Annotated in this window: 12 protein-coding genes; 4 read left to right on the top strand and 8 right to left on the bottom strand. The window is 68.5% G+C overall.

Annotated features, from left to right (window positions below; translation table 11 throughout):
- Window positions 1-2: 2 nt before the first annotated feature.
- From ABDC78_RS15920 to ABDC78_RS15955, 8 genes are all read right to left on the bottom strand, one after another.
- Entirely contained in the window at window positions 3-809 is an 807-nt protein-coding gene (locus ABDC78_RS15920) for a polyprenol monophosphomannose synthase (RefSeq protein WP_178360173.1), read from the bottom strand.
- Window positions 806-2,449 carry an apolipoprotein N-acyltransferase gene (gene lnt, locus ABDC78_RS15925; protein WP_256736218.1) on the bottom strand — a complete coding sequence of 548 codons (1,644 nt, stop codon included), beginning with the start codon at window positions 2,447-2,449 and terminating at the stop codon, window positions 806-808. Before lnt ends, ABDC78_RS15920 begins: the two co-directional genes overlap by 4 nt.
- Window positions 2,450-2,489: 40 nt before the next feature.
- Complete coding sequence (locus ABDC78_RS15930; RefSeq protein ID WP_178360318.1) at window positions 2,490-4,025, bottom strand: amidohydrolase family protein; 1,536 nt, start codon at window positions 4,023-4,025, stop codon at window positions 2,490-2,492.
- Between the two features lie 47 nt (window positions 4,026-4,072).
- A complete protein-coding gene (locus tag ABDC78_RS15935; RefSeq protein WP_178360171.1) occupies window positions 4,073-4,579 on the bottom strand; it encodes an FxsA family protein in 507 nt (168 codons plus the stop codon).
- 33 nt (window positions 4,580-4,612) lie between these two features.
- Window positions 4,613-5,014, bottom strand: coding sequence for a PPOX class F420-dependent oxidoreductase (locus tag ABDC78_RS15940; RefSeq protein WP_178360170.1), 402 nt, complete (start codon window positions 5,012-5,014; stop codon window positions 4,613-4,615).
- Between the two features lie 3 nt (window positions 5,015-5,017).
- Window positions 5,018-5,401 carry a PPOX class F420-dependent oxidoreductase gene (locus ABDC78_RS15945; RefSeq protein ID WP_178360169.1) on the bottom strand — a complete coding sequence of 128 codons (384 nt, stop codon included), beginning with the start codon at window positions 5,399-5,401 and terminating at the stop codon, window positions 5,018-5,020.
- A 93-nt stretch (window positions 5,402-5,494) separates the two neighbouring features.
- Window positions 5,495-9,106: a cobaltochelatase subunit CobN gene (gene cobN, locus ABDC78_RS15950; protein WP_178360168.1), complete on the bottom strand. Its 3,612-nt coding sequence runs from the start codon at window positions 9,104-9,106 to the stop codon at window positions 5,495-5,497.
- 302 nt (window positions 9,107-9,408) lie between these two features.
- A complete protein-coding gene (locus tag ABDC78_RS15955; protein WP_178360167.1) occupies window positions 9,409-10,896 on the bottom strand; it encodes an NAD(P)/FAD-dependent oxidoreductase in 1,488 nt (495 codons plus the stop codon).
- A 155-nt stretch (window positions 10,897-11,051) separates the two neighbouring features.
- On the opposite strand from ABDC78_RS15955, the gene ABDC78_RS15960 reads away from it, so the two are divergent.
- Genes ABDC78_RS15960 through ABDC78_RS15975 form a run of 4 tightly spaced genes read left to right on the top strand, consistent with a single transcriptional unit; the run spans window position 11,052 to window position 15,283 of the window.
- The gene (locus tag ABDC78_RS15960) at window positions 11,052-11,972 is read left to right on the top strand and encodes a TauD/TfdA family dioxygenase (RefSeq protein ID WP_178360166.1); all 921 of its coding nucleotides are present in this window, start codon (window positions 11,052-11,054) and stop codon (window positions 11,970-11,972) included.
- 44 nt (window positions 11,973-12,016) lie between these two features.
- Window positions 12,017-13,171 (top strand): precorrin-3B synthase, encoded by a 1,155-nt coding sequence (gene cobG / locus ABDC78_RS15965; protein ID WP_178360165.1) that lies wholly within the window; start codon window positions 12,017-12,019, stop codon window positions 13,169-13,171.
- A gap of 4 nt (window positions 13,172-13,175) precedes the next feature.
- Window positions 13,176-13,802, top strand: a complete 627-nt coding sequence (locus tag ABDC78_RS15970; RefSeq protein ID WP_178360164.1) for a precorrin-8X methylmutase — start codon at window positions 13,176-13,178, stop codon at window positions 13,800-13,802.
- Window positions 13,799-15,283 (top strand): precorrin-2 C(20)-methyltransferase, encoded by a 1,485-nt coding sequence (locus ABDC78_RS15975; RefSeq protein WP_178360163.1) that lies wholly within the window; start codon window positions 13,799-13,801, stop codon window positions 15,281-15,283. The genes ABDC78_RS15970 and ABDC78_RS15975 overlap by 4 nt, the downstream gene beginning before the upstream one ends.
- Window positions 15,284-15,447: the final 164 nt, after the last annotated feature.

Here is a 15,447-nt window from a genome sequence, read left to right on the forward strand (position 1 = left end):
AATCAGCGGGCAGCCCCGCGGGCCCGGTCGATCCGGGCCCGCATACCCCACTGGGCGACCTTGAGGATCGCCTCCCTGATGGTCGAGCCGTCCATCTTGGACACGCCGTGCTCACGTTCGGTGAAGGTGATCGGCACCTCGACGACGGTGAATCCCGCGTTGATCGAGCGCCACGTCAGATCCACCTGGAATCCGTAGCCCTTCGAGTCGACGGCCGCGAGATCGATCTTCTCCAGGACCTCGCGCCGGTACGCGCGGTAGCCGGCGGTGATGTCATGGATGTCGACTCCGAGCAGGATCCGCGAGTAGCCGTTCGCGGTCCGGGACAGCACGAGCCGTCGCCGCGGCCAGTTGCGCACCTCGCCGCCGTCGACATAACGCGACCCGATCACCAGGTCGGCGCCCGCATCGATTTCGTCGAGGAGCCGGTAGAGCTCCTCGGGAGCGTGGCTTCCGTCGGCGTCCATCTCGACGAGCACCGAGTACTGGCGGCTCAGGCCCCACGCGAATCCGGCGAGGTAAGCCGCGCCGAGACCGTCCTTGGACTCGCGGTGCATGACATGAACCCGATCCGGGTCGGCAAGGGCGAGTTCGTCGGCGAGTTCCCCCGTTCCGTCCGGGCTGCCGTCGTCGACGATGAGGACGTGGACGTCGGGCGCAGCGCTGATCACCCGCGCGACGATCAGTGGCAGATTCTGCCGCTCGTTGTAGGTGGGGATGATGACCAGTGTGCGCCGGCTGGGGCGCGGGGCCGGATCGTCTCCCGACTGGTCGGCAGAGTCACCGGGAATGCCACCGGGGACGCTCATGTGGCTCCTTCACCGTCATCGGTCGTCGAACGCCGACCCCTCATTCTTGCGGGCACGAACGATCCATTGTGCAATATCGCGCCGAGAACTCCCGCAACGCCGATGGCGATCAGCACCGCCTCCACGATCGGGCCGAAGCGGGTGGCCGGTGTCAGCGAGGTCTTCAACCGGATCTGCTGGTCGAGGTAGGCCGGTTCGAAGAACCCGGTGCGGGCCAGCTCGCGACCGTCGGGCGCGATGACGGCGCTGATACCGACGGTTCCGGCGACGACGGCGTACCGGTTGTGCTCGACGGCGCGCAGCCGGCTGAATGCCAGGTGCTGCTCGCTCATCGCCTGGTCGAAGGTCGCGTTGTTGGTGGGCACCGCGAGCACCTGGGCGCCGTTGCGTACCGACTCCCGAGCTGCCCGGTCGAAGATGACCTCCCAGCACGTGGTCACCCCGACGGGTACACCGGCGGCCTGAACGACACCGGTGCCCTCGCCCGGGATGAAGTAGCCCGCACGTTCGGCGTACGGCGACAGGAGGCTGAAGAAGCTGCGCCACGGCAGATACTCACCGAACGGTTGGACGATCTGCTTGTCGTGGCGGGCCGCGGGACCCGTCGCCGGGTTCCACACGATGACCGAGTTCGTCGACACCGGGTTGTCCCGCGAGTAGCCGGGAGCCGCGACGACGCCCCCGACCAGGATGGGCGCGTCGATCGCGGCCGCGGCGGTCGAGATCTGCGCCCTGGCGTCCGGGTTGGCCAGCGGATCGATGTCCGAGGAGTTCTCCGGCCAGATCACCAGCATCGGTCGCGGCGCTCTGCCCGCGCGGACGTCGTCGGCGAGCCGCAGCGTTTCGCGGACGTGGTTGTCGAGGACCGCACGGCGCTGGGCGTTGAACTCCAGGCCGAGGCGCGGCACGTTGCCCTGAACCGCGGCAATCGTGACGGGCGGGTCGTCGCCCGCGCCTGCGCCGGACGTGCGGACGTGGGGCCACGCAAGTGCGGTCGCCAAAAGCACCAGGCTGATGCACAACCCGGGGATCACGACCGCGGGCGGCGCGGCGGCGCGGTCCGCGCCGTCACTTCGCCACCAGCGGATGACCTCCAGCGTCATCGCCGCCACGCTGAAGCCGAGGAGCACCACCGCGAACGACACCAGCGGCGCACCGCCGACATACGCCAGCGGAAGCACCGGGCTCTCGGTCTGGGAGAACCCGACCACGCCCCACGGGAACCCGCCGAAAGGGATCGTCGACTTGAGCCATTCCTGGGCCGACCACAGCCCCGCGAACCACAGCGGCCAGCCGGGCACCTTCCGGACCAGCACAGCGAACAGTCCGAACAGGGCCGGGAAAAGGGCCTGAACCAGGCTGAGCATGACCCAGGGCAGGGCTCCGACCAGGCCGCTGATCCACGGCAGCAACGGCAGGTAGAAGGCCAGGCCGAACAGCAGTCCGTACCCGAAGCCGCCGGCAGCCGTGGTCGACGGCCGGGTCAACACCCACGCCAACAGCGCGAACGCCAGGATCGCTAGGTACCACCAGCCGAACGGCGGGAAACTGACACACAGCGCCAGTCCCGCGGCGATCGTGACGCTCAGCGCGGGCAAGCGGTCCACCAGAGCGTGACCGAAACGTCTGCTCCGCGACATCGGTTCGGACGCGGGATCGACGGTGTGGACTTCGTCGACGTCAGCCATGAATGACCGAGCCCCGATGCACCGTCTGCCGGCATCGCGGTAGACGTTCGTCGAGACGTGGGAGCACCGGCACCCGCGAGCGCGGATCGGTGGACCACCGCTGCACCGCGTCGGCGGGTGCGCTGACATCAAAATCGTCGGCGTCCCAGATCGCGTAGGAGGCCGGGGCGCCGGGTACCAACGTGCCCATCACCCCGTCGCGGATCCCCCCGGCCCGCCACGCGCCGCGGGTCGCCGCCGCAAACGCGGCCCGCGCGGAGATGGCGCTTCCGGGGGTGTGATGGGTCGTCGCCGCACGGATCGCGGCCCATGGGTTCAGGACGGTCACCGGGCTGTCGGAGCCGAAGGCGAGTGGCACGCCTTGGGATGCTAACAGCGCGAACGGGTTCAACCGCCGGGCCCGCTCGACGCCGAGTCGCTGGGCGTACATTCCGGCTTCGCCGCCCCACAGCGCATCGAAGCCCGGCTGCATGCTGGCGATCACGCCCCAGCTGCCGAGCTTGGTCGCCTGCTCGTCGGTGACCATCTCGAGGTGCTCGAGACGGTGGCCCGCCCGCGCCACTGCGGCCCGACCGAATCGCTCGACGACGGCCTCCAACGCTGCGACGACGGCCGAGACGGCCGCGTCGCCGATCACGTGGAACCCGGCGGTGATGCCGGCTTCGGTACAGGCCGAGAGGTGCGCGACGAGCGCGTCGCCGTCCAGATAGCAGTTGCCGTTGGGCGCCGGGCAACAGTCCCCGGCGTCGGTGTAGGGCTCGTGCAACCACGCGGTGCGCGAACCGAGCGCGCCGTCGACGAAGAGGTCGCCCGCGAGCCCGATGGCGTTGGTCGTCCCGATCAGCTCACGTGCCTGCTCGGCGGTGCTGACCTGTTCACCCCAGTAGCCGACGATCTCGACACCGTGGCCGAAAGCGCGCAGTTCGTGCCAGTCGTCGAGGCCCCCGATCTCCGGGCCCGCGCACTCGTGGACAGCCACGATGCCGACGGCCGCGGCGGCGTCGAGCGCTGCTCGCCGGGCAGCGGTGCGCTGATCTCCGGTGAGCCCGTCGCGGGCTGCCCGACGCACCAGGTGGTGCGCGTCCGCCTTGAGCGGTGTCGAGTCGCCGACACCGGCGGCCCGTCGCAGCGCCGTCGACGCGGCCGCCGAGTGCACGTCGACCCGGGACAGGTACGCGGGCCGGTCGCCGACCGCGGTGTCCACGTCGGCGGTGCTCGGCGCGGCGCGTTCCGGCCACTGCGATTCATCCCAGCCGTGTGCCCAGATCACGCCGTCGGGATGAGACCGCGCGTACCCGCCGAGCAGGTCGAGACAGTGCCGCAACGACGTCGCCTGGCGCAGGTCGACTCCGGTCAGCGTCAGGCCGGTCGCGGTGGTGTGCACGTGGCTGTCCACGAAGGCCGGGGCGACGAATGCGCCGCCCAGGTCGGTCACCGCAGCGTCGGGGAACTGCGCGCGACCGACGTCGTCGCTGCCCAGCCAGGCGACGACGCCGTCGCGTACGGCCATCGCTGTCGCGTCGGGCATGACGGGACTGTGCACATGCCCGTTGAGCAGGAGGGTGGTGGTGGTCGTCACTCCGGCAGTCGGCGGGGCGCTTCGACGTCGGTCACGTCGCTGACGTCGATGACCTCCCCGTCGATGTAGTCGCCACGCCCCGGCTGGGTCGGACGGTGTGACCGAGCGCCCGCCGCGGCGCTACCCACGGTGCCGACACCGACGATCAACGGTGCGCGTCGAGCGGCCAGGGCGGTGACCAGTGGCCGCGCGGCCGCCCTGGTCGGCGGCAGCAGCAGCAGGGCACCGAGAACCGAGCTGGCCACGCCCGGAACCACGACAAGCACCGTGCCGAGCGCGACGAGCGCGCTGTCGGTGACAGCTCCCTGGGCGTTGGCGGCGGTCAGCCCGCCGGACTGCAGCCGCTGGATGTGGCGCCGCACCTGGGACCCCGCCAGGGCGAGACCGACCACGAACGTGCCCGCCACCAGCAGCACAGTCCAGCCGAAGCCGATCGTCGACGCCAGCGCCACCAGGACGGCCAGCTCGATGACCGCGTAGATCAGAAACAGCCTCATCGCCATGCTCTGCCAACGCCCGGGAGCGCCCGCAGGTTCCTACGCACTCGGCGGGACACCGGGGGCCTGCACTTCGATCGCGGCGTGCACCTTGTCGATCCCGCCGCGCAGAAGCGCCTGCGGGATGAAGTACCACGCGTGGTTCCAGTACCTCTTGATGATCAGATCGAACACCCGCCGGGTCTCGGATTTGGGCAGCATCCGCGCCTCCGCCTCGACCGGCTCGCCCTTCACCTTGCCGAGCACGCCGCACTTCTGGATGGTGACCCGCGGAGTGTTGTTGATCCGCTTGGTCTTCCATGAGCCGTCATCGGTGATGATCAGCAGCTTGTCCCCCTCGGGTACCCCCCACACCGCCGTCGGCTTGGGCCGGCCGTCCTTGGTGAACGTGGTCAGCAGCAGGTACTTCTCGCCGTAGACGTCCTTGAACTGAGGCGCCATGGGTCAGTTCACCGGCTTCAGTTCGATCGTGACGTTCTTGTCCATCCCGCCACGCAGTTTCGAGAAGAGGTTGAAGGTCTTGCCGAGCAGGCCGTAGCGCTTGCCGATGGCGTCGTAGGTGGCGCCGTTGACCGACTTGTCGAGGATCGCAGCGGTGGCCTCGACCGCCTCGCCCTTGGGCTTGCCGCCGCGGTCGCACTCGGCGATGGTCACCCGCGGGGTGTTGCGGATGCGCTTGACCTTCCAGGACTTCTCCTGGGTGATCGCGGTCAGACGGTCGCCGTCGCCGACGGCCCAGATCGCCGTCGGCTTCGGCCGGCCATCCTTGGTGAAGGTGGTCAGCAGGATGTACTCGGATCCGGCTACGTCGGAGAAGGTCACGGGCATCCGCCCAACTTATCTCCCCGAGTCGCTCCGCTCCTACCCGCCGAACCCATCTCCCCGAGTCGCTCCGCTCCTACCCGCCGAACCCATCTCCCGTCAGCCTTCGAGGTCGCCCTCGGTCTCCAGCAGCACCTGGCGCAGCCCGTCGAGGGTCGCCGCTTCCGGCTCGGCCCACATTCCCCGTCCGGCGGCTTCCAGCAGGCGCTCGGCCATTCCGTGCAGTGCCCATGGGTTGGATTCGGCCATGAACTTGCGGTTCTCGTCGTCGAGGACGTATTCGCCGGCGAGTCGCTCGTACATCCAGTCGGCCATCACCCCTGCGGTGGCGTCGTACCCGAACAGATAGTCGACGGTCGCCGCCATCTCGAATGCGCCCTTGTAGCCGTGTCTGCGCATCGCGTTCATCCAACGCGGGTTGACGACGCGGGCCCGGAAGACCCGCGTGGTCTCCTCCGACAGCGTCCGGGTGCGCACCGACTCGGGCCGGGTGTTGTCGCCGATGTAGGCGACCGGGTCCTTGCCGGTGAGCGCCCGCACGGTGGCGATCATGCCGCCGTGGTACTGGAAGTAGTCGTCGGAGTCGGCGATGTCGTGCTCGCGGGTGTCGGTGTTCTTGGCAGCCACGGCGATTCGACGGTAGGCCCTGTTCATGTCGTCGGTGGCCGGGGCGCCGTCCAGTCCGCGGCCGTAGGCGAACCCGCCCCAGGCGGTGTACACCTGCGCGAGGTCGGCGTCATCGCGCCAGTTGCGGCTGTCCATCAGCTGCAGCAACCCGGCGCCGTAGGTACCGGGTTTGGAGCCGAAGATCCGGGTGGTGGCGCGCCGGCGGTCGCCGTGTTCGGCCAGGTCGACTTCGCTGTGGGCGCGCACGTAGTTCTGGTCGGCCGTCTCGTCGAGACCCGCAACCAGGGCAACCGCGTCGTCGAGCATCGTGACGACGTGCGGGAACGCATCGCGGAAGAAACCCGAGATGCGGACGGTGACGTCGATGCGTGGCCGGCCGAGCTCGGTCAGGGACATGGCCTCGAGGTCGACGACACGACGTGAGGCCTCATCCCACACCGGCCGGACCCCCAGTAGTGCAAGGACTTCCGCGATGTCGTCGCCCGACGTGCGCATGGCCGAGGTGCCCCACACCGAGAGTCCGACCGACTGGGGCCACTGCCCGTGATCGGCGTGGTACCGCTCCAGCAGCGAATCCGCCAGCGCCACACCCGTTTCCCACGCCAGTCGCGACGGCACCGCTTTGGGGTCGACGGAGTAGAAGTTGCGCCCGGTCGGCAGCACGTTGACCAGACCGCGCAGCGGTGAGCCGGACGGCCCCGCCTCGATGAATCGGCCGTCGAGTGCCCGCAGGATCTGAGTGATCTCACCCTCGGTCCCCCGCAGGCGTGGCACGACTTCCTCGGCCGCGAAGCGAAGCACTGCCGCGACGTCGGTGTTGTCGGTGATCCGCCCGACGGCCGAGGCATCCCAACCGGACTCCTGCAGGGCGCCCACCAGACCGCGAGCCTGCTCTTCGGCGACGTCGACTGCGCCACGGGTGTCCGAGCCGTCCTCGGCGAGGCCCAACGCCTGGCGAAGGCCGGGTACCGACTGCTCGCCACCGAACAGCTGGCGGGCCCGCAGCATCGCCAGCACCAGATCGAGTTCGACAGCACCGTCCGGCGCCTGGCCCAGCACGTGCAGGCCGTCGCGGATCTGCACGTCCTTGATCTCGCACAGCCAGCCGTCGACGTGCAGCAGCATGTCGTCGAAGACGTCCTCGTCGGGGCGGTCCTCCAGCCCGAGGTCGTGATCCATCTTCGCCGCTCGCATCAGCGTCCAGATCTGCTGGCGGATCGCGGGCAGCTTGGCCGGGTCCAGCGTGGAGATGTTCGAGTGCTCGTCGAGCAGCTGTTCGAGCCGGGCGATGTCGCCGTAACTCTCGGCGCGTGCCATCGGCGGGATGAGATGGTCCACCAGGACGGCATGCGCGCGGCGTTTGGCCTGCGTGCCCTCACCGGGGTCATTGACAAGGAAGGGATAGATCAGCGGCAGGTCGCCCAGGGCGGCATCGGATCCGCAGGCCGCGGACATGCCCAGCGTCTTGCCCGGCAGCCACTCGAGGTTGCCGTGCTTACCGAGGTGGACGACGGCGTCGGCGCCGAAACCCTTGTCCAGCCATCGATATGCGGCGAGATAGTGGTGACTGGGCGGCAGATCCGGATCGTGGTAGATCGCGACCGGGTTCTCGCCGAAGCCGCGCGGGGGTTGCACGAGGATCACCACGTTGCCGGACATCATTGCCGCGATGACGATCTCACCGTCGGGGTCCCGGCTGCGGTCGACGAACAGCTCACCCGGTGGCGGCCCCCAGTGTTCGACCATGGCGTCGGTCAGTTCGGTCGGCAGCGTCGCGAACCACTCGCGATAGTCCTTGGCGGACAATCGAATCGGATTGCCCACCAGTTGACCCTCGGTCAGCCAGTTCTGATCCTGGCCGCCGCGTTCGATCAACGCATGGACCAGCGCATCGCCATCTTCGGCTTCGACGCCGGGCACCTCACCGATGTCGTAGCCGGACTCCCGCATGGCCCGCAGCAGTGCGACAGCACTTGCGGGGGTGTCCAATCCGACGGCGTTGCCGATCCGCGCGTGCTTGGTGGGGTACGCGGAGAACACCAGCGCCACCCGCTTGTCGGCGGACGCGATCCGGCGCAGCCTGGCGTGCCGCACGGCGAGCCCGGCGACCCGCGCGCAGCGCTCCGGGTCGGGTACGTAGGAGATCAGGCCGTCCTCGTCGATCTCCTTGAACGAGAACGGAACCGTCACGATGCGGCCGTCGAACTCCGGGACCGCGACCTGCGTCGCGACGTCGAGCGGGCTCATCCCGTCGTCGTTGTCGATCCACTGCTTCCGCGAAGACGTCAGGCACAGCCCCTGCAGGATGGGCACGTCGAGCGCCGCCAGATGCGCGACGTTCCACTGGTCGTCGATGCCACCGGCACCCACCGTGGCCGGGATCGCGCCGCCGGCCGCCAAGACCGTCGTGATCAAGGCGTCCGCGGTGCCGAGCAGTTCGAGCAGTTCCGATTCCGGGTTGCGCAGCGAAGCGCAGTAGATCGCCAGAGGACGACCGCCCGCCGCATGTATCGCATGGCACAGCGATCCGATGTACTCGGTGTTGCCGGCCAACTGCTGCGCACGGTAGAAGAGCACCGCGATCGTCGGGCCGTCGCCGCTGGCTTCGTAGCCGGCCGGGCAGTCCAGCACGCCCCACGTGGGGATGTCGACCGGCGGCTCGAACCCGAAGCCGGTCATGAGCACCGTGTCGGAGAGGAAGGCGTGAAGGTTCGCCAGGTTCTCGACACCGCCCTGCGCGAAGTAGACGTGCGTCTCCAGCGCGACACCGGCCGGCACCGTCGAGTGACTCATCAGATCGGCGTCGGGGGCCTGCTCGCCACTGATGACCACGGCAGGGATGCCCGCCGCGGCCACCTGATCGATGCCGTCCTCCCAGGCGCGGTACCCACCGAGAATCCGGACCACCACGGCCTGCACACCGTCGAGCAGTTCGGCCAACTCACCGTCCACCAGCCGCGACGGGTTGGCCCAGCGGTAGGCGGCCCCGCTGGCCCTGGCCGCGATGAGGTCGGTGTCCGAGGTCGACAGCAGCAGGATGGTCGGGGAACTCGGGGATTCGGCCACGCTCCATTCGTACCGCATGGAGTCCTGTGGAACTCACCTCACCTGGCAAAGCCTGGCCGGAACCTATCCCGCCCCACCTGCTGGAGCGGCGTGGAACTCAGCCGTGCCAGCGGCCGTACCACGTCTGCCGGTAGGGCATGCCGATCGCCGCCACGAGCAGGAAGATGACGGCCGAGAAAACCAAGAGTGCGAACATCGCCGTTCCTTTCACTCATCCCGTTGTTTGACACGGGTTCAGTAAGCAGGACGGTACCGCCGGTAACGATGAAAAAGATCGCGGTGTGCGTGACGAGACGGATCACGCCACGATGTGACCCTCGTCACAATCGTGCCGTGTGGACGTCGAAATCGGAGACCCGCGGTGAGCGCATCAGCTCGGTGTAGCGCTGCGGCGTCCACGGGAACAATTCGGGCAGTCCGTCCTTGCCCAGATACCAACTGCTGCACCCGGTCATCCAGACCGTCTGCGGCATGGCGGCTTTCATGTCCTCGTTGTACGTCTTTGTCGCCGTCTCGGTAGGCGCCGCAGAGACGATGCGACGTGTCCGCAGCTGCTCGATCCACCACATCACGTAGGCGGCCTGGTCCTCGGCGATCTGGATGAGCGAGTTGTTGCCGACGGGCGAATGGGGACCCATGAGCATGAACATGTTCGGAAAGCCCGGTACCGCAACGGATCGGTACGCGGTCGGGCCGTCGGCCCATGCCTCGTCGAGGGTCAGGCCGCCCTCGCCGGTGATCGTCAGCGGCCGCACGTAGGCGTGCGCGTCGAACCCCGTCGCCAACACCAACAGGTCGAGTTCGTGCAGCGTGCCGTCGACGGTGACGACACCGCCTGCTTCGACACGGGCGATCGCGTCGGTGACGATGTCGACCCCCGGCTTCTGAACCGCACGATAGTAGTGCCCCGCGAAGATCATCCGTTTGCACATCGGCTGGTCCTGCGGAGTCAGCTTGGCCCGCAGCGTCCGGTTGCGGACCGAAAGTCGCAGGTTCCATCGGCACTGCGTCTGGTAGAGCCACCGCTGCCATCCGGGACGGATGGGCGCCACCCCGAACAGCAGCCGTACGAAGTTGCCCCAGAACCAGTAACCGAAGCTGTTGAGCAGCGGCCAGCGGCGCAGCGCAGCCTTCGTCCCCGCCGAGACCGAGAGGTTCGGCCACGGGCAGATCCACTGCGCGGTGCGCTGGAAGACCTTGAGTTCGTTGACATTGCCGCCGAGTTCGGCGGTGATCTGCACACCCGTCGAGCCGGTCCCGATGACCCCGATCCGCTTGTCGGGCAGCGACACCGAGTGATCCCAGCGCGAGGTGTGGAACATCGGCCCCTCGAATGTGGCAAGGCCCTCGATGTCGGGATACCGGGGTATCCGCAGCACACCTGTCGCGGTGACCAGCACATCAAACGATTCGACGCCCGCGGGCGTGGTCACGACCCATCCGCCGTCCCGGTAGGCGGCCTCGGTCACGTCGGTGCCGAATCGAATACGGCTCCTGATGCCGCGCTCGGTGGCAACCTGCCGGAAGTACTGTTGAATCTCCGGCCCCGGCGGCAGCATGTGGGACCACTCGGGGTTGGGCCGGAACGAGTAGCTGTAGTACCGCGACGGGATGTCGCACGTCAGACCGGGATAGGTGTTGTCGCGCCAGGTGCCACCGACCTCATCGGCCGCCTCGAAGATCGTGAAATCGTTGATGCCCGCGTCCTGCAACTTCGCCGCCATGCACAGGCCGGACATGCCCGCTCCGATGATGGCGACGCTGATGGGGCGCTGTGTCGAGGTGCGCCCGCCGTTCTGTGATGCCATGATCTGACCACCCTTGAACTGCGAATACGGTACTCCAAGCGCACTCCGGCGACCAGCAGATCTCGGCGTCGGTTCCAATCGTGTTGAGTTCAAAGGTGGGCGGCATCGCGGAAACGAGCCACAGTGACCATCCGAAGGGCTCGCAGGAGGAACCAATGTCATCAGTACGGGTGGTCAAGCTCGGCGCCGTCATCGGCGCACGCATCGACGGGGTCGACATCGCCGACGGGGTGCACGCCGACACCGCGGCCCTGATCAACGCCGCGCTGCTCGAGCACAAGGTGATCTTCTTCCGCGGCCAGCATTCGCTCGACGACGAATCGCAGTTGGTTTTCGCCCGCACCCTGGGCACACCGACGCGCGCGCACCCCACGGTGACGTCACGCGGGGTCAGGGTGCTGCCGATCGACTCGCGTTATGACAAGGCCAACAGCTGGCACACCGACGTCACGTTCGTCGATCGCATCCCCAAAGCGTCTCTGCTGCGCGCCGTCACACTGCCGCCCTACGGTGGCACCACCACCTGGGCCTCCACGGAGGCAGCCTACGATCGGCTGCCCGTCCCGCTGCGGGCTCTCGCGGAGAAGCTGTGGGCGATCCACACCAATGCCTACGACTACGCGGCCGACGTCGACACCCGGCTGCATCAGCCGGCCGACACCGAACGCCAATACCGCGAGGAGTTCGTCTCCGACCACTATGAAACCGAGCATCCCGTGGTGCGGGTTCATCCCGAGACGGGCAGACGCGTGCTGCTTCTCGGCCACTTCGTCAAGCAGTTCGTCGGGCTCGGCCAGGCCGAGTCGACCGCCCTCTTCCAACTGTTCCAGTCACGGATAACACGACTCGAGAACACGATTCGCTGGAACTGGGAGCTCGGCGATCTCGCGATCTGGGACAACAGGGCCACCCAGCACTATGCGGTGGCCGACTACGACGACCACTTCCGCCGCCTCAGCCGGGTGACGCTCGCCGGGGACATCCCGACCTCCGTCGACGGTCAACTCAGCCGGGTGGTGGCCGGCGATGCGTCCCACTACTCCACCGTCGTCGATCCCGAGCGGCTCGCGGGCTGAGAGCTCGCCCATGGCACACGCGCCGGCCGGGTAGCGTGAAACCCGTGGAGAGGGCACGGGAGGTCGACGCCTGCCCGGGCGCACTGCAGACGCACCGCGCCGCGGACGGCGAGTTGGCCCGTATCCGGTTGCCGGGCGGAATGATCACCGCCGCGCAACTGGAGTCGGTGGCGCTGGCCGCCACTGATTTCGGATCGTCGACGCTGGAGTTGACCTCGCGCGGCAATCTGCAGATCCGCGGGGTGCGTGACACCGATTCCGTCGCCGGCCTCCTGGCCTCCGCGGGGTTGCTGCCCTCCCCCACCCATGAGCGGGTGCGCAACATCGTCGCCTCGCCACTGTCGGGCCGCAGCGGAGGGGTGTGCGACGTACGCGGGATCGTCGTCGCCCTGGACTCGGCGTTGCAGCACGATCACCGGATCGCGCAGTTGCCGGGCCGGTTCCTGTTCGGAATCGACGACGGACGAGGCGACATCTCCGGTCTGGGGGCCGACGCAGGTATCCATGCCCTGGATGAGAACTCCGCGGCTCTCCTGCTGGCCGGACGCGACACCGGAGTCCGCCTCGATCTCGCCGACGTCGTCGCCACCCTGTTGGCGATCGCGAACCGGTTCCTCGATATCCGCGGAAAAGCCTGGCGGACGGCTGAACTCGATGATCCACTGCTGTTGCTCGGATCGCTGACGCCGACGGCGACCCCGGGCACGACGTGGCCCGCGCACACCCGGCCGCCCGTCGGCTGGATCGAGCAGACCGACGGCCCGGTGACACTGGGAGCCGCCGTCCCCCTCGGGGTGCTCGACGCCGAGACGGCGCGCTTCCTGGCAGCGGTCGACACCACGATGTCCATCACCCCGTGGCGGTCGATCCTGCTCTTCGACCTCGACCCCGACATCGCCGACGTCGCGCTTCGTGTGCTGGCCCCCCGAGGGTTGATCTTCGACGACAACTCTCCCTGGCTGCTGTTGTCGGCCTGCACCGGAAGCCCGGGCTGCGAGCGCTCCGCGGCAGACGTCCGCGCCGATGCCGCGGCGGCCGCCGGCGATCCGGTCACCGGTCACCGGCACTTCGTCGGCTGCGAGCGGGCCTGCGGCAGTCCGGGGCACGGCGAGGTGCTCGTCGCGACCGGAGACGGCTACCGGCCGCGCATCGCAGATCCCCCGTCGCTTCGCTCGCCCCAATACCCACCCGTAGGGTGATCGAGTGCTCGACTACATCCGCGACGCTGCGGAGATCTACCGGCAATCGTTCGCGATGATCCGCGACGAAACCGACCTCTCCAGATTCCCCGACGGCGTGTCCCGCGTGGTCGTGCGGTTGATCCACACCTGCGGTCAGGTCGATGTGGCCGACCACGTCGCCTTCACCGATGATGTCGTCACGCGGACGCACGCCGCCCTGGCCGGGGGTGCGCCGATCCTGTGCGACTCGTCGATGGTGGCCGCCGGCATCACCCGTTCGCGACTGCCCGCCGACAACGAGGTGGTGTCCCTGGTCGCCGATCCCAGGGCGCCGGAGTTGGCCACCCGCCTGGGGAGCACCCGGTCAGCGGCCGGGGTGGACCTGTGGGTCGATCGCCTCGACGGCGCGGTGCTCGCGATCGGAAACGCCCCCACCGCGTTGTTCCGGCTGCTCGAACTCATCGACGAGGGCGCCCCTGTTCCGGCGGCGGTGCTCGGCGGACCCGTCGGATTCGTCGGCTCGGCGCAGTCCAAGCAGGAGTTGATCGACTCCCCCCGCGGCATGTCCTATCTCGTCGTCACCGGCCGGCGAGGCGGAAGTGCGATGGCAGCGGCGGCCGTCAATTCGATTGCGGCCGAAGCTGAATGAGCGATCAGAGAGGAACGCTCTGGGGTGTCGGGCTCGGGCCGGGCGACCCCGAGCTGGTCACGGTGAAGGCGGCCCGGATCATCGGATCCGCCGACGTCGTCGCCTACCACAGCGCACGCCACGGACGCAGCATCGCACGGTCGATCGCCGAGCCGTACCTGCGTGACGGGCAGATCGAGGAGCACCTCGTCTACCCGGTGACCACCGAGACCTCGGATCATCCCGGCGGATATGCGGGCGCGATGGAGGATTTCTACCGCGAAGCCGCCGAGCGCATCGCCGCACACCTGACGGCCGGCCGCGATGTGGCCCTGCTGGCGGAGGGTGATCCGCTGTTCTACAGCTCGTACATGCACATGCACACCCGGCTCACCCATCGCTTCGACGCCGTGATCGTGCCCGGCGTGACGTCGGTCAGCGCGGCCTCGGCTGCGGTGGCCACACCGTTGGTCCAGGGCGAACAGGTCCTCACCATTCTCCCCGGGACGCTGCCGGCCGACGAACTCGAACGCCGGCTGGCCGACACCGACGCCGCGATCATCATGAAGCTGGGACGCTCGTATCCGGCTGTGCGCAAGGCGCTTTCAGCATCCGGACGGCTGGACGAAACGTTCTACGTCGAGCGCGCGAGCACACCCCGGCAACGGGTGCTCCCCGCTGCCGATGTGGATGACGCGTCGGTGCCCTACTTCGCGATTGCGATGCTTGCCGGCCGGCAACGGGTTCCGGCGACCACCGGGAGCGTCGCGGTGGTGGGGTTGGGCCCCGGCGACCTCGACTGGATGACCCCGCAGAGTCGGCGCGAGTTGGCCGCGGCCACCGACCTGATCGGCTACGGCCCGTACCTCGATCGTGTGGGGGCGCGCGAGGAACAGCGAAGGCATCCCAGCGACAACACCGATGAACCCGCACGGGCACGCCTGGCATGCACGCTGGCCGAACAGGGGCGCACGGTTGCGGTCGTGTCTTCGGGTGATCCGGGGATCTTCGCAATGGCCACCGCTGTCCTCGAGGAGGCCAAACAGTGGCCCGGTGTCAGCGTGCGGGTGATCCCGGCGATGACCGCCGCCCAGGCGGTGGCAAGCCGCGTCGGCGCTCCACTGGGCCACGACTACGCCGTCATCTCGCTCTCGGACCGCCTCAAGCCGTGGGAGGTGATCGCTGCCCGATTGAGCGCGGCGGCCGCAGCCGACATGGTGCTCGCCATCTACAACCCCGCATCCAAGACCCGGACCTGGCAGGTCGGCGCGATGCGCGATCTCCTGCTCGAACACCGCGAACCCGGCACACCGGTGGTCATCGGCAGGGACGTCTCGGGACCGAACGAATCGGTCACCGTTGTCCGACTCGCCGACCTGGATCAGCGTGACGTCGACATGCGGTGTCTGCTCATCGTGGGTTCCTCGCAGACACAGTGGCACTCCGCCGGCGACGGCGGCCCCGACCGGGTGTTCACGCCCCGCCGGTACCCGCAGGATTGATCGGCGTCACCGGGGCCCCCCGACTCGCGACGGCCTGATCTGCCTGACGGATCCACCTTTTGCACACCCTCACTCGTACTTCCTGTGCAAAAAGTGGATCTGTCAGTGACCGACGGCAAGATGGCGGGCGCCGGCAGGGTAGTTCTCCAGGTGGGTCTCGGGGT

It is taken from the genome of Mycobacterium sp. DL (assembly GCF_039729195.1).
Classification (GTDB): domain Bacteria; phylum Actinomycetota; class Actinomycetes; order Mycobacteriales; family Mycobacteriaceae; genus Mycobacterium; species Mycobacterium hippocampi_A.